The sequence below is a fragment of the Peribacillus sp. FSL E2-0218 genome (assembly GCF_037992945.1).
In the GTDB taxonomy this organism is placed as follows: Bacteria; Bacillota; Bacilli; order Bacillales; family DSM-1321; genus Peribacillus; species Peribacillus simplex_B.
This window is the reverse complement of the sequence record NZ_CP150304.1, coordinates 1427930-1446304: the sequence shown is the minus strand read 5'-3', so window position 1 is coordinate 1446304 and position 18375 is coordinate 1427930. Positions and strand designations below refer to the sequence as shown.

Here is an 18375-nt window from a genome sequence, read left to right as displayed (position 1 = left end):
GTGTATACCAGATTCACGAATTCAAGAAAACCTAGGAATTTCCTGAATATTCAGCTTTCCTATTCTTCGTTAACGCGTTTAAAAGGATATCCAATTCTTGACTAGCTTGAATCGTCAGAAGACTGTTTATACCAAAAATATTTGCCAACTCCATCATCTCTTGTCTCTTCTCTTCTATTCTTTCAGGGGTAACCTTTTTGGAAAGCAATTTATATACACCTCCCATATATTCAATATTTTTACACTTTCCATCATAATGAAACTCGTAGTTAAAATCAACTATTTTCGAGTGGTAAAAATGTGTTATTTTAGCGGTCAAATGTGACAAAACTCCTATAATATCCTTAAAATATGTATTTTTTGTGACAACAATCTTTCCATATAAAAAAGCATTCACCACTGTACACTGCGAATGCTTCCTTCTATACTTCTATATACATGATCTTTATTGAATGATCGCCTGCTTCTTGCTATGTCATCCATTCTGTAGGAGACTCGCTATCAGACCTATTTATAACGATCTTATATTCATCTTCCAATACTTTTAAAGGGGCATCATAAAGGTGCCTTTCATCAGAGGTTTTGTATACACCCTTCGCCAATAGCTCTTCTATCAGCAACGCCTTCCTCTGTTCGATCCACTTAAATACTTCTGCCATATTAATGGCTCCTTTCCTTGTCAGCTTAAAGCCTAAGCTACCTTAACAAGTTTCAATTTCACCAAATTATATATACCTTTTCTATTATGTCCTTAAACACTATTTTACAAAAATAAAAGCCTCTTCAATTAAAGAAGAGGCTGACAGGGTCCGGACGGCTCTTCTTATCTTCCAAGCGATCGCTTGTTGGATGTAGCACAGTTCCCATATGGGTCTGCTGCCGAGGTTTCATAGGGCCAAGTCCCTCCACCTCTCTGGATAAGAATTCAATTATATAAATGATGTGAACATTATCTTATCCCAATAATTCACAAAAGTCAATTGCCTCGTTCCCCTTTTTTCCACTCTCTTCCCTTTCAAAGGCGGGTTGCATTTTCTTGGCTTTCTGATATGATGGCAGTAATTACATACAATGCACACCACTAGGGGAGTCTTGTCAAGACTGAGATGGAAGTAATTTCCGGACCCTTTGAACCTGAACCGGCTCATACCGGCGGAGGAAAGTGGATGAGATCGCCCATTCCGGCTATATCCATCTGCCCCGTTCCGTTATTCAGGAACGGGGGTTTTTTATTGGCCCTAAATAATCTTTCCATATAAAGGGGGATGAACATGAAAAATATTAAAACAGAAACCTTCAGTGACAGACTTCATGCACGCGCAAAGGAAATTTGGGAAAGGAACCATTCACATCCCTTTGTCCAAGCTATCGGAACCGGAACGCTTCCTGAACATAAGTTTGCTTATTACTTGAAGCAGGACTATATCTATTTGATGGATTATTCCAAGCTTTTCGCTTTAGGTGTCATTAAAGCGCATAATGTTGAAACCATGGCAAAGTTTGCGGAAATCTTGAATGAAACGATACAGGTCGAAATGGATATCCATAGGCATTATGCCTTGGAGTTCGGAATTACTTCACAGCAATTGGAAGATACGGAACCTACTCCCACTACCCTTGCCTATTCGGGTTACATGCTGAATGCTGCTCAACATGGTACTTTGGCAGATTTAATCGCCTGTCTTCTCCCTTGTGCCTGGGATTATTATGAAATCGGTCTGCTTTTAAAAGAACGAAATGGCAAGAATTTGGATAACAACCCCTATGCAAAATGGATTGAATCCTATTCCTCCCCAGAATTCGGTGAAGCACATAAGTGGCTGATTGCTTTATTGGAGGAATTGACGGAAGGGATGCCTGAAAAAGAACTGCAGAGACTGGAAAAGCACTTCTTGGTGACCTCCCGCTACGAATATTTATTCTGGGACATGGTTCAAAATGAGCAGGATTGGCCCTTGTAGGTCGTAGACATGATGATCAACACAATCAGAAAAATGACGTTGACGGCAATGATCACAGCCATAACGACTATAACCAGTTCCTTTATATTCATCCCGGTAGGATTTGTGAAAGCTTTTCCGATTCAGCACCTGGCCAATGTCCTGACAGCTGTTTTACTCGGCCCTGCCTATGCGGTTACGCAAGCTTTCCTCGTTTCCTTGTTGAGAAATATATCTGGTACGGGATCACTTTTCGCCTTTCCTGGCAGTATGATCGGTGCACTGCTGGCTGCGTTCCTTTACCGTAAAACCAAGCGATTGACTTTCGCCTGTCTAGGGGAAGTGACGGGGACCGGCCTTCTAGGTTCGCTTGCCTGTTATCCGATCGCGGTACTCCTCTTAGGGGAAAAAGCAGCTCTTTTTGGCATTATGCCAGCTTTTATGCTTAGTTCAATGGCAGGTGCCATTTTCGCTTTCATTTTACTGAAAATATTATTGAAAAATACTTATGTGAAGGGGTTTTTCCATGAAAAAAGCATTAACCATCGCAGGCTCTGACTCAGGGGGCGGCGCAGGGATACAAGCCGATATCAAAACATTTTCTGCACATGGGATCTTCGGGATGTCCGTCATCACGGCCGTCACTGCACAAAACACAAAGGAAGTTCGTTCCGTTCAGGCGATCGACACGGATATCATCACTGATCAAATGGCTGCCGTTTTCGAAGATATACACGTCGATGCAGTAAAAATCGGCATGCTTGGTTCAAAAGAAATCGTCGAAACAGTCGCTGAAGCTCTTAATACCTACTTACCGGCCATCGTCATCCTTGACCCAGTCATGATTTCCAAAAGCGGCCACCATTTGCTGGACGGAAAAGCCGTTACTGCCCTAAAAACGAACTTGCTCCCGCTTGCAACGCTCATCACCCCTAATGTACCGGAGGCGGAGGTACTTACTGGTTTATCGATTCGAACGGAGCAAGACTTTTACAAGGCTTGTTTATCCTTGATTGAATTGGGTTCCAATGCCGTTTTACTTAAAGGGGGGCATGCAGAGGGAAACCCAAACGACCTCTTTTATGATGGAAAGAACTTTCACTGGATAAAAGGAGAAAGAATCCATACGAAAAACACTCACGGGACTGGCTGTACCCTCTCCTCCGCCATTGCATCCAACTTGGCTAATGGACAATCGCTGCAAGAGTCGATCGTGCAGGCCAAGCTGTATATCTCCGAAGCGATACGGAATAGTTTTTCAATAGGAGGGGGACATGGGCCTGTCCATCATTTTCATTCATTTTCAAAAAAAGAACGGAGTGAATCCATATGAATATAAAGTTTTCGGCAGCTGACTTGTTTGAAAAGGTAAAAGAAAGAAAACCACTTGTACACCAAATCACCAACTTTGTTACGGTCAACGATTGTGCAAATGCCACGCTTGCCATCGGTGGATCACCTGTGATGACATCCAGTCCCAAGGAAGTCGAAGCGATGGTCAAGTTGGCGGATGCACTTGTCCTGAATTTCGGTACGATTGATGAAAAATCCCTGGAAGCCATGGAGATAGCCGGTAGGACGGCAAACTCCAGAAATATCCCGGTCATTTTGGATCCTGTGGGAGTCGGCGCCACACCGTATCGAACAGAGAAAGCCAGTGAGCTTCTAAAGAAGGTCTCCTTCCAGATCATCCGCGGTAATGCGAGCGAGATTCACCGTTTGATCGGCGGCGATATCGTTACACGGGGAGTCGACTCAGAGGAACTGGCGATTAGCAATGAGGCTCTTGCTGCAGCTGCGGCAAAGGAGTTGAATAGTGTCGTCGTGGTCAGCGGGGCTATCGACGCTGTTAGTAACGGGAAGCACACATCCCTCATTGATAACGGGAACGTTCTATTAACGAATGTAACAGGCACGGGATGTATGGCCACCGCACTTATCGGCGCCTTTTCCGGAATCACGGACGACTATTATGCTGCAGCAGTTGCCGGAATCTCGACGATGAGCATTTCAGGGGAGATCGCTGCTGAAACCTTGCAAAAGCATGAAGGCACAGGAACCTTTCGGGTGCGCTTAATTGACGCAATATCAAGAATGGATAAGGAAATGTGGATGAATGAGGTGAAAATGAATGAAAAAATCACACATTGATTTAAGCCTATATTTAGTTACGGAAGAGTCGATAGATATTGTAAACTTGACCAAAATCATCTCGGAATCGATTGCTGGTGGCGTTTCGGCTGTACAACTTAGGGAGAAGAACAATTCATCCCTGTCCTTTTATAGAAAAGCTGCGGCCTTAAAGCAGGTATTGAACGAATTGTCCACTCCCCTGATCATTAATGACCGGGTGGATATAGCCCTTGCTATTGGCGCGGACGGGATACATATTGGCCAGGATGACCTCCCGCTTTCCGTCATCAAGCAAATGGTCCCAGAAGAAATGATTATCGGTGTATCCGTTTCGAATCTGAAGGAAGCTCTCGAAGCGGAACGAGATGGAGCGGACTATATCGGCGTTGGTTCGGTTTTCCCTACGAAGACAAAGCAAGATGCAACGCCAATGGCGATCCGCGAATTGGAGGAAATCTGCCGAAGCGTATCAATTCCAGCCGTGGCCATCGGGGGCATCAATACCGATAACATTGCCTCACTTACTGATAAAGGCCTGGCCGGAGCCGCCGTGGTTTCAGCCATCATGAATGCAAAAAATCCGCGGGAGGCTTCCACATCCCTTTTAGAAAGGATAAAAGTATTCACATGACGCAAAAGAGGGGACTAACATTCAGTCCCCTCCATCTTTATGTCAAAACGGTATTCTTTGTTTCTTTACCGAAGGCTACTGCAATGGCACCCACGAGAATGGCGATTGTAAAAATAGTGAAAATCGTTGAAATCGGAGTGCTTGAAGCAACCAAATACCCGACAAGCAAGGGTCCGAGGACACCGCCTATCCTGCCGATGCCGGCCGCTAACCCAGTGCCTGTACCTCGAACCGCGGTTGGGTACTGCTCAGGTGTATATGCATAAAGTGCACCCCATGCTCCCAGATTGAAGAATGACAGAAACATTCCAGATGCAATAAGGAGAGCTAACTCTTCGGCCGAGCCAAAGAAATAGGCACTGATGGCCGTACCGATCAAGTATGTGATCAGAACGAATTTACGTCCTGCCTTTTCAATCAGCCATGCTGCCGAAAAATAGCCCGGTAGCTGTGCAAGCGTCATGATCAATACATATTCGAAGCTTTGGATCATGCTGAAGCCCTTTAGGACCATGACACTCGGCAGCCATAAAAACATTCCATAATAGGAAAAGACGACACAAAACCATAATATCCACAATACGATTGTCTGGCGCAGATATTCCTTTTTCCAGACACTTTTCAAATTACTGAATGCAGAAGGCCTCATCTTCTTTTCAAGCTCGTTATATTTGGGTGAATCTGGCAATTTTATACGCAGATACAGCGCATATAAAGCTGGAACGGCACTTAAAAGAAGTGCAACCCGCCAGCCATAAGCCGGAATGATGAAAAAGGAAATCAGTGCCGCCAATATCCAGCCAACCGCCCAGAAGCTTTCAAGCAGGACGACGACCCTCCCCCTTTTACTTGCTTCAACACTTTCCGAAACCAATGTCGAGGCAACCGGAAGCTCCCCTCCTAATCCCATTCCGATCAAAAATCGCAAAATCAAGAACAAACTGAGTGTACTGACTGCTGCAGACAAACCACTTGCAATCGAAAATAATAATAATGTAATGATGAAGACATTCTTCCTTCCGACCCTATCGGCCATCATCCCAAAGAAAACGGCTCCAACAGCCATCCCGATGGAATTTATGCTTCCTATCCAGCCAACCTGTTCACTGGTTAAGCTCCATTCCTGTTTCAATGCAACAATGATGAAGGAAAGCATACCGACATCAAGTGCATCGAACATCCAACCAAGTCCCGCAACACCAAGCAATTTCCGCTGTGAGATCGTTTTCGCATCATTTCCCATATAATCCTCCTGAAACCTTTAGACCTTCTCGTTATTTTATCCTTATTCATTTTACCTATTAACTTTCTTTTTTGCTATAGTAAATACAGATGTCATGACAAAAAGTTTTGACGGATAGAAACAACGCCGCTAACAGAATCTGGAATCATATAATTTGAATATTCCTTATTTTTGATTTATGATAATAATTGGCATATAGCGTTAACAAGAAGTCATCATGTCTTGCCCAAGATAATCAAATTCAGGAGGGTAATTAATGACAAATCTAACGTTAGAAGTAAGTGGAAAGCTGCAAAAATTTTTAACCGGGCCAAAAAAGCTTTATATTAATGGCCAATTCGTAGAAAGTGCTTCAAAAAAAACCTTCTCCACGCCCAATCCTGCCACAGGACAAAAACTTGCCGATGTATTTGAAGCCGATAAAGAAGACATTGATTTAGCCGTTAAAGCTGCACGCAAGGCATTCGACGAAGGTCCTTGGTCCAGGATGAGCGCAGCAACCCGCAGCAGGCTTATGTATAAACTAGCAGATTTAATGGAAGAAAATAAAACCGAGCTCGCCCAACTGGAAACATTGGATAATGGAAAGCCAATCAGTGAAACCACCAATGCTGACATTCCTTTGGCGATTGAACATATGAGATATTTCGCCGGCTGGTCCACCAAGATTGTCGGACAGACCATTCCCGTTAGCGGAAACTATTTTAATTATACGAAACATGAGCCCGTCGGTGTTGTGGGCCAAATCATCCCTTGGAACTTTCCGCTTCTCATGGCGATGTGGAAGCTTGGGGCGGCACTTGCGACAGGCTGTACGGTCATCTTGAAGCCAGCGGAGCAAACTCCCCTATCCGCCCTTTATTTAGCTGAATTAATCGCGGAAGCCGGTTTCCCGGATGGCGTCGTCAATATCGTTCCTGGTTTTGGTGAAACGGCCGGACAAGCACTTGTCGACCATCCTCAAGTAAACAAAATTGCCTTTACTGGATCGACCGAAGTCGGAAAACTGATCATGCGTTCCGCTTCCTATTCCTTGAAACGGGTCACATTGGAGCTTGGAGGAAAATCTCCAAACATCATCCTTCCCGATGCCGATTTCTCAAAAGCAATCCCCGGAGCCCTTAATGGAGTCATGTTCAACCAAGGGCAGGTATGCTGTGCAGGCTCAAGGGTCTACATTCAAAAGAAACATTATGACAATGTCGTTGCCGATATGGCCAGTCATGCCCAAAACATCAAACAAGGGGCAGGTCTAGATCCCAATACACAAATCGGACCGCTTGTTTCAGCGGAACAGCAAAACCGGGTAATGGGCTATATTGAAAAGGGGAAAAACGAAGGTGCTGAAGTTCTTGTCGGCGGCAATAAACCAGGTGAACAAGGCTACTTTGTCTCCCCTACCATTTTCGCTGGCGTTGAAGAGGAAATGACCATTGCCAAGGAAGAGATTTTCGGGCCGGTCATAGCCGCAATGCCATACGAGGATTTAGACGATGTCATCAATCGGGCAAATGCCAGTGAATATGGCTTGGCTGCCGGCTTATGGACAAGCGACTTGGCCAATGCCCACTATGTTGCCGGAAAACTCCGGGCCGGTACGGTTTGGGTGAACTGTTACAATGCATTTGACGCCGCTTCCCCATTCGGAGGCTACAAACAATCCGGAATCGGACGTGAAATGGGATCGTATGCACTTGAAAACTATTCCGAAGTCAAAAGTGTCTGGATCAATTTGAGTAAGTGAATTTCTTGATTCGGATTTAGAAAGGGGGTCCCAAAAGGGATCCTCTTTTCTTTATGCCAACAAAATCAAATGATTATATTATTTCGTTTATTCGAATCTTTTCAATAGTCTTTCCCTCTTTAGGTTTGATAAAATGAAAGATAGAAAAGGAGTTTTTTTCCTATGTATGATATTGCTAGTGTCGGCACATGGGACCGCTGGGGGATGTGCAGCCACCTTTTCGGGAAAACATGCTCCTTGATACCGATGCCAGCATAACCAGGAGGGCCTACGGGAAGCCGGCGATGGTGCCAGAGTGGCCATTAACCTCCTCAGTGAAATCAATGGTGAACGTTATGTGGACCATGATGTATTGAAAAAATGATCTTGCTCCTAAAAAACGGCTGATTGAATCTGACTTCCGCCAGTTTTCATGAACCCCTTGTGGGATTATTCCCCACAGAATGTCGTAAAAGTTTCTTTTTTTACTGACAAAAAGTACAATGATAAATGTAGAAAATGGAAAAGGGGTTTTGAAGTGATGAGTGACTTTCAAACGAATTTAGAAAAATACGCTGAACTTGCCGTCAAGGTAGGGGTTAATATCCAACCAGATCAAACGCTAGTCATCAACACTACGTTAGAAGGCGCAGAGCTTGTCCGTCTTATCGTAAAAAAGGCATATGAAAGCGGTGCCCGCAATGTCATCGTAAATTGGAATGACGATACCGTTTCACGTACCAAATTTGAAATGGCACCGGATGAGGTTTTCAATGAATATCCGAAATGGCGTGCAGAAGAAACGATTGAACTGGCCGAAAACGGAGCTGCTTATCTTTCCGTCATCTCTTCAAGCCCGGACCTATTGAAAGGTGTTCAGCCTGAAAGGATGGCCAACTTCCAAAAAGCATCAGGGACTGCCCTGAAGAAGTGGCGCCAATATATGCAATCCGATAAAGTAAGCTGGTCAATAGTCGCCGTCCCTTCAGAGGCCTGGGCCGCTAAAGTATTTCCTGAAGAAGCGGAAGGAACACGCGTCGCCAAGCTATGGGAAGCCATCTTCAAAGCAGTTCGCGTCGATGTGAAAGATCCCGTAGCTGCCTGGAAAAGCCATGATGACACCCTGCATGAAAAGGTTGATTATCTAAATGAAAAGCGTTACCAAAAATTGCATTATACAGCACCAGGAACGGATTTGACCATCGAATTGCCTGACAAGCACCTTTGGGTCGGCGCAGGAAGCGTCAATCAACATGGGCATGAGTTCATGGCCAACATGCCTACCGAAGAAGTATTTACCGTCCCATTAAAAACAGGCGTTAACGGCACGGTTTCAAGCACGAAACCACTTAGTTACAGCGGAAATATCATCGATAAATTTTCCGTGACTTTCAAAGAAGGACGGATCGTCGAAGTACAAGCCGAAGAAGGGGAAGAAATCCTAAAGCAATTGGTGGCAACGGATGAAGGTTCACATTATCTAGGCGAAGTGGCACTGGTTCCATTCAACTCACCTATTTCCCAATCCAATGTCTTATTCTTCAATACCCTATTCGATGAAAACGCATCAAACCATCTCGCCATCGGCAGCTCCTATGCGTTCTGTATTGAAGGCGGGAAAAACATGAGTCCAGAAGAACTTGCCGAAAATGGCCTGAATGAAAGCCTTGCACACGTTGATTTCATGATTGGCTCGGAGCACATGAACATCGACGGCATCAAACAGGACGGCACTTCGGAACCTGTCTTCCGTAATGGGGATTGGGCTTTTTAATTAACTCATTCCCAATTGCAACAGCCACGTGTTGCCTTAGAACAAGGTATACACGTGGCTGTTATTGTTTAATTGGAACGCTTCAGGCAATCATCTACATGGCCGGACTGTTTTCTGCTGAAGCAGCATCATTTGAGACAAAATCGCCCTATCGGAAACCTTTTATGTTAAACGAATATGAAGTTTTTCCCATACCCTGAAAAATATGAGCAGGAAATTGACGGCACTCATAAATCAAGCCTCGCCATTTCCGCCCTTGCCTTTACTTAAATGAATGTTTGGAATATCTTGGACACATTTTTTATATCCAAATATGTTATACTATTAGTAAAGAGGGTGCATAAATTGAAAAGCAATAAGTATAATACTGGCGAAACGGTAACCATTCAGGATACTGATGAATTAGTGACCATTAATAAATGGGCATATGTGAAAAATATGAAAAGATATTCTTATACTGTAAAAGAACATCCGACCACTTTTTTCTTTGAGGAAGAATTAAAAAAGGCCTAATAATGTCGTAAAACCCTACTCGGCTCAAGAGTGGGTTTTTTAATGCCTTTTTCTTTTTTCTCCATAATAAAAAACAGACCCCTATCAAGGGATCTGTTCATATAGGTTACGATTTAATTATAAATTAAGCTTTTTGAACGTTAGCAGCTTGAGCTCCACGAGCACCTTGCTCAACGTCGAAAGTTACTTTTTGACCTTCGTCTAAAGATTTGAAGCCTTCGCTTTGGATTGCTGAGAAATGTACGAATACGTCGTCTCCATTTTCACGCTCGATGAATCCAAAACCTTTTTCTGCGTTAAACCATTTTACTGTACCTTGTTCCATAATTTGTTGCCTCCTAGTGCATAACACACATTGTATTACTATTTTCAATCATTTGGAAAATAACTAGTATCCTCTTCCACAATCAAAAACAATTCTTTATTAGATTAACATGAAATGATTAAGATAGCAAATGATCCAATGATATTTTCAATGTGACCATAGGAAATCCATTGTTTATCCTTCATTATTAATTTTCTTTATTTTACCCACCATGATTCAGATGTGGAAGAACGGGTATATCAGAGTATATGAAAAAGTGCGAATAAACATACAAAATAACAACTTAGGAGGTCAAGCGATGAAATATTACAAAGTTTCCAATAGCGGGTTTGATAGTAAGGTCATCGTAGCCAATAGCGGGTATGAAGCCCTTGGGTATTATTTAATGGAAATTGATGATCAACTTGGCTTTGTTGATGATATTGATGTGGATGAAGTGGATGCCGATGAACGGGTCGAGATTTCCTATACAGGCTATCCCATTTATAAAACACTTCAGGAGATTTACCAAGAAAAAGAATTTTGGGAAGTGCCCCATGTTGTTATCGAAGTCGAATGAAAAAAAAGAAATTCCCACCCTTTTCTTGAAAGGGAAGGGAATTTGAGTTTTGACGAAGGAGAGTTCACGAACGTATCAACTCTGTCAAATAGTATTTCGTGATCGCCAGATATTCGCGGAAATATGATTTCGGCACGGATACTTTTGGTGTTTTTGCCGGTATTCCCTTTATATTCAGGCCTTCTTTGGTCGCTATTGCAACTGCCCGGTAAATATGAAAATCATTACTGACGATCACGCCGGTTGCTGCTTGATCAGGAATGAATTTTTTAGCGAACACTATATTCTCATAAGTTGTCGTCGATTTGTCTTCCATAATGATACGAGTCCCTTCAATCCCCTTTTCAATCAGCCCCCGCTGCATCGCTTGTGCTTCAGATATGTCCTCACCGGGGCCTTTGCCGCCGGATACGATGGCTACTGTCTGCTTATTCGCCAATAAGTACTCGGACGCTTTATCAATCCGATATTGTAAAGATAATGATGGAACGGAGCCTTTGACCCTTGCCCCAAGAATAATCAGGTAATCGGCCCCCTCAGGAATATCCTGGTGCTTGCTTTCCTGGATTTTCAGGTGCAGAAAGCCAAAATACACCATTACCAATACAGCAACGATTATGAATGATTTCACTGCCTTCTTCACCGCTTTTGACCGTTTCGATTCACGTTCGTTATACAACATGAATCCCCAAACCCTCCTATAAGACAGCGGCATCACCATGGAAAAGGGAGCCGTGCATATAAACTCCTCTCCCTTTTCCAAGATCGTGATACCCCGGCACAACAGCGACAATCTATTCCGCCACCATATGATCGTAAATCAGCTTGCCAATTTTGCTGATTACTTGCCGGCTTTCTTCCTCCGATTTCATATTTTCAGTAAGAACGGCCGCATAAACAGTTTGAGTCTCCGAGCGAATGATTGCACAATCATGGGAAACGCCCCGAATTCCGCCTGTTTTGCTTGCGACCTTCACTCCTCTGCCCATCAGTGATGGAAGTTTATCTCTTAATTGCTGATTGTCAAAAACGCGCAATATTCTTTCCTGGCTTTCTTTCGTTAAAAAGTCCCCTGTATGTATCGCTTTTAGGCAAGTAATCGTATCTTCCGCCGAAATCGTATTGTCCCGCCCCTCTTTTAATGCCTTAAAATCCTGCATTTTCCTTCCAAGGATGGTATGCTTCAAACCCAGCTCCTGGATGCATCGATTGATTTCATCAATTCCCAACAAGCTCATCATCATATTCGTCGCTGTATTGTCGGAAACCGTTATCATCAAGGTCAATAAGTCCTCAACCGTTAAAAATACTTTATTGGATAATGCATGCAGGACCCCCGATCCCCCAGTCACTGCATTCGGGGGTATGGTCACTGGTTGATTCAAATAGATGTTTTTTCGTTCACTTTGCCGATACCCTTCGATGATCATTGGTATTTTGATCAAACTTGCAGATTGAAACGAGTCTTCCTCTTGATAACCAATCATATCACCAAAACCAGATTCAATTTTATAAGCAATGTTGCCGTCAAATGCATCAACTAATGCCCATATATCATTTTCGATCATTTGTAATGTCATCGAATCCCTCTTCCTCCTTGTTTAACCAAACCCTCTAATGACGGTTCTATTCCCTAACTTATTCTACCATGTCAATTGCAGTACTTTCTTCTGCAATATTCCAATTTCTCTAAATTTATATATCAGAACGAAAAAAAGAGCTCTCGCATGAAAGCTCCCTAACACCGATATTCATCTAGCTTTTACAGCCCGGCCCTTTCCTAATGGGAACCGTTTCTTTTCAGTTGTATCCACCTGGGTGATTTCCCCATCGTGGACCGTTATGATCACGGATCCATATTGAAGAGATTCCAAACTTGAAATGATATGCCTGATTTTCAGTTCTTCTTTCTTTTCCATTTTATCTCCCCTTTACTACTGGTAATAAAGCTTCGGACATGCCTAATGTCAAAAAGAGATTCCCCTTTACCATGTTTTCTTGAGGAAAACGGTTTACCTATTTTACTTTCATTGATTTTTCGGAAATAAGAATAATCCGAACATAGCCCCTCCCTTGCACTTGAAAAACAAAAGGCACCCAGCATCTAATCAATTAGATGTAAGGGCGCCTTTAGTTGACTAATCGGCAATATTTAAAGGAATTTCCAAATACGAAGTTATAAAGCTTATTATTCTTACCAACTAACTTGGTATTAATTAATATAATCCAATCTCTTCCTTTTGTCAAGAACACAACGAAATTTTCTGATTAGTCCGTCTTTAACATTTTACTTATTTACCACTTTACCAAACTAAACTGTTTACGATATACTATATTAGTATAAGTTGTCGGAAATCAAACACACATTGCATTCAAGAAAGGTACGATTATATATGGTAAATAAAAAATGGGGTTTATTGATCTTAACCACTTTCGTAGTTGGAAATATGGTCGGCGGCGGAATCTTCATGCTACCTGCCCAATTAGCACAGGTATCCAGTCCATTAGGGGCAACATTGGCCTGGATCGTTACAGGACTTGGTGTATTCTTAATAGCGCTCGTATTCGGCAACTTGGCTGTCCGGAAACCGGAGTTGAAGGCAGGTCCTCAAAGCTATGCTCAATCATTGTTTAAATCCCCTGCAAAAGGAAGGATTTCAGGCTATAGCATGGCTTGGGGATATTGGGCGGCGAATTGGGCGGCGACAGCATCCGTCATCATTTCATTTGCTGGATATCTATCGACGTTTTTTCCTGTGATGCATAGTACGAAAGTGATTTATTCAGCGGGTTCCTTCCAACTGGAGCTTGGAAGAGCGCTGACATTTGCAGTATGTACCATCGTCCTTTGGGGGATTCAGGCAATCCTCGTAAGGAGCTTTAACAGCGCTGGTAAACTGAATCTTTTTGCTACGATTACAAAAGTGATCGGATTCTTGTTTTTCATCATCATCACGATATTCATCTTTGATTCTTCCAACCTAGGAAACGGCGGCGAATTTTATGATAAGGCAGGTACATCGATTTCTTTAGGTGCTCAAGTTAATGCTGCTGCGATTTCAGCTTTATGGGCCTTCATCGGGATTGAAGCGGCCGTCATGCTTTCAAACCGTGCCAAATCACAAACTGATGTAAAAAAAGCGACAATCATTGGTTTGCTTATCGCCGTTTCCATTTATATAGGCATCACTTTATTGACGATGGGTGCCATTTCACAAGAAGAACTGAAGGTTTCACAAAAACCGCTCGTAGACGCATTGCAATCGGTAGTCGGCTCAAGCGGCACCTATTTGATGGCCGCTCTTGCCGTCATCTCGCTATTGGGTTCTACGATCGGATGGATTGTCGTTGCATCTGAAGTTCCATACCAAGCAGCGAAATCAGATCTTTTTCCTGCCTATTTCGGCAAAGCGAACAAAAATGGCACTCCTGTCCGATCCATGACAATAACGAATATCATGACACAGATTTTCTTATTCTCGACCATTTCCGGTACGATTTTGGAAGCCTATAAATTCTCCATGATCGTCGCAACACTTGCCTACTTGATTCCTTATCTTGCATCGGTCCTGTATCAATTGAAGTTGGTCTTGACTGGGGAAACCTATGACATCATGAAGGGTTCAAGGGTTCGCGATGGGGCCATCACCATCCTAGCATTAGTGTACTCCATCTGGGTCGTCAAGACAGGCACAGCCGATATGCACACATTCATACTTGGCATTGCCCTCTACGTACTTGGACTGCTTCTATACCCGCTGTGGATGAGAAAAAAAGCATAACCGCAAACACCTTGGCTTCTGCCAGGGTGTTTTTTCATATCTCCTTCAACACCAGTTTCGTTTTCAGCAAAACTTTTTCCCCTGTTCCCAGATCCTTCACCCCGGTGAATCCAGCTGACAAATCAAGATTGGGTGCATTCGTTACCCATGTATAGGGTTCAGGGCATACGAACCCATCCTGATTGAACAATACCCAAAATTTATAATGATGGTCGACATGATAAATGACCTGCACGCCGGCCTCTTGATCCGTAAGTATGCATTCGTTATTCAGATTGCTTTCCTCATCATAGCTGAATATATCATCAAACAGCCGTCCTTCCAGGCAAAATCCATTTTGGATTTCTTTTTTATTGGCCGATTCCCCGATTTTACCAGTGGGCAAAGACCGTTCATTCAATTCCCAATGCTTGTTGACAGGAAGAGCTATGCGGCAATTCCCGATTTGGCTTTCCGCTCCAAAAGGAAAATTGAATACCGTATGATAACCGGCTCCCCAAGGAAAGGGTTCAAGGCCGTTATTGAGGATTTCCAATTGGACCTCCAATCCATCATCGATTAATATCAATGACATATTGACCACGATATCTTGCGGAAAGCTTTTTTTGAGATAAGGAAAATCCCGGCTAGAAAACTCAGTCTTGATGAGGACTTTATTCCCGATTACCTCCCTTTTGATGACGTTCCATGGCTTATCATGCAAAAATCCGTGGATGTGATTCGACTTCTCCCTTTCATTGATAGGGAACCTATAAGTTGTGTGCTTATAAGTAAATTGGCCATCTTCGATTCGGTTTGGCGGAAATAAAATGGGCATCCCGTATAATATCGGGAGTTTTTTATAGTCCTCAGAACAATCGGGGGTCCGCAGCACTTGAATATCCTTATGCTTGAGCTTCAATGAAAGAAGATTGCTTCCCAATGCTGGTACAAGTATTCCTTCCACATGTTCATTACCGAATTTCAGGGCCTCTTCCTTAATGAAAGTCGTATCTTCTATGTAACCTGTCACATACTCTCCCCCTTTGGCTTTCCCACATTTCCATCGTACTTCCACCAGCCTTTTTTTGCAACAAATGGAACGTAAACCCAGCAGTTTATCAATCTCTCACCTTTTTTCATAGAATTCTAAACCCATGAAAAAAAAGGATGCCTTTTCGGCACCCCTTTTTTATCTATTGCTTTCGCTTACCATGGCCACTATGCCTTCTTCATCATCCAGAACGAGTTCAATGCCGGAATAAGGATCTTTATTCAAATATTCATCAAGCCATAAACGAAGTGCTTCTATCAGATTGATGGTAATTAACACTTGTTTTCGCCCATCGACGAATGCTTCCGCCGAAAAGCCATAATCATCATCATACATCAATTCCACTTCTACTTCATTGGGTTGTACCTGCTTTTTACGAGCAATGTAAACGCAAACGGCATTGATGATATCTTGTTCCGATATCTTTAGCCTCTCCATGGATTTGGATCCTCTTTCTTCTTCTTATCTTTGAAATAAGTGAATATTTTACGGATTACAACCACTAATGCAATGATCGCTAACACATTGACCATTAGGCCAAGAATTGAACCAAGTGCTCCCATATTGGCAAATAGGCCACCGAACAGCAAGCCAGCCAACCCTCCGAGCATGATTCCCTTCATTAAACCGCCTTTAGCAAAAGAACTTCCCGTTTTCGTATTCGTTTTTGCTTTATTTGTAGTCGTCGCATCCGATTTGTTCGTTTGTTTATTTTGGAAATTAGAATTATTATTATTGTTGCTATTGAAGCTTCTTTTTCCTGATTTGTAGCCCCTTGCATCAACTGACTCCGAGTGGTCCTGGAATACATAAGAACCAACTGGCGAGAATGCTAGTGTAATCGTAAGTAATGCAGCCATTAATTTTTTCATCATGTTTTTTGCCTCCGTTTACTAGTATGGAATAATGCTTCCTTATTTGTTTTCCCGGATTCACTGAAAGTCCACATCACCTATCCTTGTTTTATCTTATAGTATTTACGTTCAATATCAAAATAAGTTTCATTTTTTTTGATATTTTATTAAAAAAAATAAGCAGGTGAGCCTCAGGCCCCCTGCTTATTAAAGAAGATTAGTTTACACGTACCACACGGCCGTTGAATTTATCCGCCCAATATCCGCTTGACATATTGGCGACTGCAACACCTGTAGAACTTTGCGAACCGATGAATTTGCCACCGCCGACATAGATGCCGACATGCCCATCCGTTTTATACGTATTGAAGAATACTAAATCCCCAGGCTGCATTTGGCTTTTAGAAACTTGAGTTCCCGCGCTTGTCAATGCTCCCGTACTTGCTGGAAGATTCACGCCCGCTTGTTTATAAGCCCATGCAACGAAACCTGAACAATCGAATAATCCGTTAGCAATATCGGATGCCGTTCTTCCGCCACCGAATTTATAAGTCGAGTTACCGATATATTTATAGCCTGCTGTAATGGCAGAGCCTGTATTTGCACTGCTTGGCTTGCTTACGTTTTCAGTTTTACTGGCTGCTGGCTTGCTGGCTGCAGGTTTGTCAGCAGAACTGCTCTTAGATGAATCAGAAGAAGAAGCTGGTTCTTTAGACGAACTTGATGATCCAGCGTTAGAAGAACTTGACGACGACGATTCTCCTTTAGATGATTCATCACTAGAAGAATTCACTTCTTGTGCAGCACGATCAAGATCTGCTTTCTCTGCTGCTTTACGCTCTTCTTCTTTTTTGATATTTTCACGAATCGATGCAATTTGTGCTTCAAGTCCAGCATCTTTATTCTCTAAAGCCTGTTTAAGGGCTTCTGCTTCCGATTCTTTCTTTTCACTCTTTGCCTTCATTTCGATCATTTCTTCTTTTTGGTCCTCAATCTGGGATTGCATGCCTTTAAGCTCTAATTCCATATCTTTCAGGTTTTGCAATTTTTTCTCTACAGACGCTTGTTTTTTCTCTAGGTCAGCTTTATCCGCTTCCTGCTCGCTAAGGATTTGCTGGTCAGCTTCCACGATCGTTGCCACTGCGCCAACACGGTTAACGAACTCACCAAAGCTTTTCGAACCTAAAACGACTTCCAGGTAATCAACGTCCCCGCCGCTCTCTTGGAATGAAACCGCACGTTCTTTCAAAACTTCCTCGCGTTTAGCGATTCTATCTTCCAAAGCTTTAATTTCTTTCTTTAGTGACTCTATCGCTTTTTCAGTATCTTTGATTTCTTGCTTCGTTTCTTTGATTTTCTCGTCATTTGCCTTCATTGCATTTTCAATCTGGGCAATTTGGGAAATCATTTTCGATTGTTCTTTTTTCAATTCCTTGATGACTTGCTCTGCTTCTGATATGTCCGATTGAATTCCTGTACGCTGTGATTGAATGTCTGAGATTGACTCGGCTTTCACTGACGGTAATGCAAAAGCGCTACCTAAACCGAGCATAATTGTCGTGTTCAATACGATAAGTTTTTTCTTCAAGCTCATTTCCCCTGCTTTCCTCCCCGTGCATTTCCATCGACCCACTTCTTTTTCTCTATGAAAAATCATCAGTCAAAATAAATAGCTGGGAACTCTTCTCTATTTTTTTTACTCATTATGTATTTTTCTATGGTTGTAACAATATGAAATATATTTCTGAAACTCTACTATGTTTTACCTAAGTCGTAGTATATCATCAGATTTTGTCAAATGCGTAATAACAATATTACAATTACATTTCATTTTTAACATAATACACGAAAATTCGACTTTTTCA

At 42.6% G+C, this 18375-nt stretch carries 21 protein-coding genes, 1 pseudogene and 2 riboswitches; of the genes and pseudogenes, 11 read left to right on the top strand and 11 right to left on the bottom strand.

Translation table 11 applies throughout. From position 1 onward, the window contains the following. Window positions 1–31: 31 nt before the first annotated feature. Window positions 32–319: an aspartyl-phosphate phosphatase Spo0E family protein gene (locus MHI53_RS06930; protein ID WP_340373104.1), complete on the bottom strand. Its 288-nt coding sequence runs from the start codon at window positions 317–319 to the stop codon at window positions 32–34. Between the two features lie 151 nt (window positions 320–470). Continuing rightward, window positions 471–659: a Fur-regulated basic protein FbpA gene (locus tag MHI53_RS06925; RefSeq protein ID WP_061144458.1), complete on the bottom strand. Its 189-nt coding sequence runs from the start codon at window positions 657–659 to the stop codon at window positions 471–473. Between the two features lie 161 nt (window positions 660–820). Next, a riboswitch (SAM riboswitch) is annotated at window positions 821–924 on the bottom strand. Between the two features lie 149 nt (window positions 925–1073). Beyond that, window positions 1074–1178: riboswitch (TPP riboswitch) on the top strand. A gap of 93 nt (window positions 1179–1271) precedes the next feature. Between MHI53_RS06925 and tenA the strand changes: the two genes are divergently transcribed. Genes tenA through thiE form a run of 5 tightly spaced genes read left to right on the top strand, consistent with a single transcriptional unit; the run spans window position 1272 to window position 4704 of the window. Next, a complete protein-coding gene (gene tenA / locus MHI53_RS06920; protein WP_061144457.1) occupies window positions 1272–1961 on the top strand; it encodes a thiaminase II in 690 nt (229 codons plus the stop codon). 12 nt (window positions 1962–1973) lie between these two features. Beyond that, on the top strand, window positions 1974–2498 hold the full coding sequence (thiW, locus tag MHI53_RS06915) for an energy coupling factor transporter S component ThiW (protein WP_340373103.1): 525 nt from the start codon (window positions 1974–1976) through the stop codon (window positions 2496–2498). Beyond that, window positions 2467–3273 (top strand): bifunctional hydroxymethylpyrimidine kinase/phosphomethylpyrimidine kinase, encoded by an 807-nt coding sequence (gene thiD / locus MHI53_RS06910; RefSeq protein WP_340373102.1) that lies wholly within the window; start codon window positions 2467–2469, stop codon window positions 3271–3273. The genes thiW and thiD overlap by 32 nt, the downstream gene beginning before the upstream one ends. Then, window positions 3270–4091 carry a hydroxyethylthiazole kinase gene (thiM, locus tag MHI53_RS06905; protein ID WP_340373101.1) on the top strand — a complete coding sequence of 274 codons (822 nt, stop codon included), beginning with the start codon at window positions 3270–3272 and terminating at the stop codon, window positions 4089–4091. The genes thiD and thiM overlap by 4 nt, the downstream gene beginning before the upstream one ends. Then, window positions 4072–4704 carry a thiamine phosphate synthase gene (gene thiE, locus MHI53_RS06900; protein ID WP_340373100.1) on the top strand — a complete coding sequence of 211 codons (633 nt, stop codon included), beginning with the start codon at window positions 4072–4074 and terminating at the stop codon, window positions 4702–4704. The genes thiM and thiE overlap by 20 nt, the downstream gene beginning before the upstream one ends. A gap of 37 nt (window positions 4705–4741) precedes the next feature. Here thiE and MHI53_RS06895 read toward each other — a convergent pair whose 3' ends face one another. Next, on the bottom strand, window positions 4742–5947 hold the full coding sequence (locus tag MHI53_RS06895) for an MFS transporter (RefSeq protein ID WP_061144453.1): 1206 nt from the start codon (window positions 5945–5947) through the stop codon (window positions 4742–4744). Window positions 5948–6203: 256 nt separating this feature from the next. Between MHI53_RS06895 and MHI53_RS06890 the strand changes: the two genes are divergently transcribed. The 4 genes and pseudogenes from MHI53_RS06890 (at window position 6204) to MHI53_RS06875 (ending at window position 9957) form a co-directional block, all read left to right on the top strand. Further along, window positions 6204–7691, top strand: a complete 1488-nt coding sequence (locus MHI53_RS06890; RefSeq protein WP_340373099.1) for an aldehyde dehydrogenase family protein — start codon at window positions 6204–6206, stop codon at window positions 7689–7691. A 277-nt stretch (window positions 7692–7968) separates the two neighbouring features. Then, window positions 7969–8055, top strand: a pseudogene (locus tag MHI53_RS06885) (pyridine nucleotide-disulfide oxidoreductase); the annotation flags it as partial. Window positions 8056–8211: 156 nt separating this feature from the next. Further along, window positions 8212–9444 carry an aminopeptidase gene (locus MHI53_RS06880; RefSeq protein ID WP_061144450.1) on the top strand — a complete coding sequence of 411 codons (1233 nt, stop codon included), beginning with the start codon at window positions 8212–8214 and terminating at the stop codon, window positions 9442–9444. Between the two features lie 345 nt (window positions 9445–9789). Continuing rightward, window positions 9790–9957 carry a hypothetical protein gene (locus MHI53_RS06875; RefSeq protein ID WP_169792904.1) on the top strand — a complete coding sequence of 56 codons (168 nt, stop codon included), beginning with the start codon at window positions 9790–9792 and terminating at the stop codon, window positions 9955–9957. 124 nt (window positions 9958–10081) lie between these two features. On the opposite strand, the gene cspC is transcribed toward MHI53_RS06875, so the two are convergent. Continuing rightward, on the bottom strand, window positions 10082–10282 hold the full coding sequence (gene cspC / locus MHI53_RS06870) for a cold shock protein CspC (RefSeq protein ID WP_010331195.1): 201 nt from the start codon (window positions 10280–10282) through the stop codon (window positions 10082–10084). A gap of 298 nt (window positions 10283–10580) precedes the next feature. On the opposite strand from cspC, the gene MHI53_RS06865 reads away from it, so the two are divergent. Next, window positions 10581–10841 carry a hypothetical protein gene (locus MHI53_RS06865; protein ID WP_340373098.1) on the top strand — a complete coding sequence of 87 codons (261 nt, stop codon included), beginning with the start codon at window positions 10581–10583 and terminating at the stop codon, window positions 10839–10841. 64 nt (window positions 10842–10905) lie between these two features. Here the strand turns inward: MHI53_RS06865 and MHI53_RS06860 are convergent, their stop codons facing one another. The 3 genes from MHI53_RS06860 to MHI53_RS06850 all read right to left on the bottom strand — a co-directional run bounded on the left by MHI53_RS06860 (window position 10906) and on the right by MHI53_RS06850 (window position 12760). Next, entirely contained in the window at window positions 10906–11523 is a 618-nt protein-coding gene (locus tag MHI53_RS06860) for a YdcF family protein (RefSeq protein WP_340373097.1), read from the bottom strand. A gap of 112 nt (window positions 11524–11635) precedes the next feature. Continuing rightward, window positions 11636–12421 (bottom strand): serine hydrolase, encoded by a 786-nt coding sequence (locus MHI53_RS06855; protein ID WP_340373096.1) that lies wholly within the window; start codon window positions 12419–12421, stop codon window positions 11636–11638. Window positions 12422–12592: 171 nt separating this feature from the next. Beyond that, window positions 12593–12760 carry a YezD family protein gene (locus tag MHI53_RS06850; RefSeq protein ID WP_340373095.1) on the bottom strand — a complete coding sequence of 56 codons (168 nt, stop codon included), beginning with the start codon at window positions 12758–12760 and terminating at the stop codon, window positions 12593–12595. 474 nt (window positions 12761–13234) lie between these two features. Here MHI53_RS06850 and MHI53_RS06845 point away from each other — a divergent pair, with 474 nt between their 5' ends. Then, window positions 13235–14623, top strand: coding sequence for an amino acid permease (locus MHI53_RS06845; RefSeq protein ID WP_061144446.1), 1389 nt, complete (start codon window positions 13235–13237; stop codon window positions 14621–14623). A gap of 34 nt (window positions 14624–14657) precedes the next feature. On the opposite strand, the gene MHI53_RS06840 is transcribed toward MHI53_RS06845, so the two are convergent. The 4 genes from MHI53_RS06840 to MHI53_RS06825 all read right to left on the bottom strand — a co-directional run bounded on the left by MHI53_RS06840 (window position 14658) and on the right by MHI53_RS06825 (window position 18104). Continuing rightward, window positions 14658–15635, bottom strand: a complete 978-nt coding sequence (locus tag MHI53_RS06840; RefSeq protein WP_340373094.1) for an aldose 1-epimerase — start codon at window positions 15633–15635, stop codon at window positions 14658–14660. A gap of 159 nt (window positions 15636–15794) precedes the next feature. Further along, the gene (locus MHI53_RS06835) at window positions 15795–16094 is read right to left on the bottom strand and encodes a YxcD family protein (protein ID WP_061144444.1); all 300 of its coding nucleotides are present in this window, start codon (window positions 16092–16094) and stop codon (window positions 15795–15797) included. Continuing rightward, complete coding sequence (locus MHI53_RS06830) at window positions 16082–16528, bottom strand: hypothetical protein (RefSeq protein ID WP_061144506.1); 447 nt, start codon at window positions 16526–16528, stop codon at window positions 16082–16084. Before MHI53_RS06830 ends, MHI53_RS06835 begins: the two co-directional genes overlap by 13 nt. Window positions 16529–16727: 199 nt before the next feature. Next, window positions 16728–18104, bottom strand: coding sequence for an NlpC/P60 family protein (locus tag MHI53_RS06825; protein WP_340373093.1), 1377 nt, complete (start codon window positions 18102–18104; stop codon window positions 16728–16730). Window positions 18105–18375: the final 271 nt, after the last annotated feature.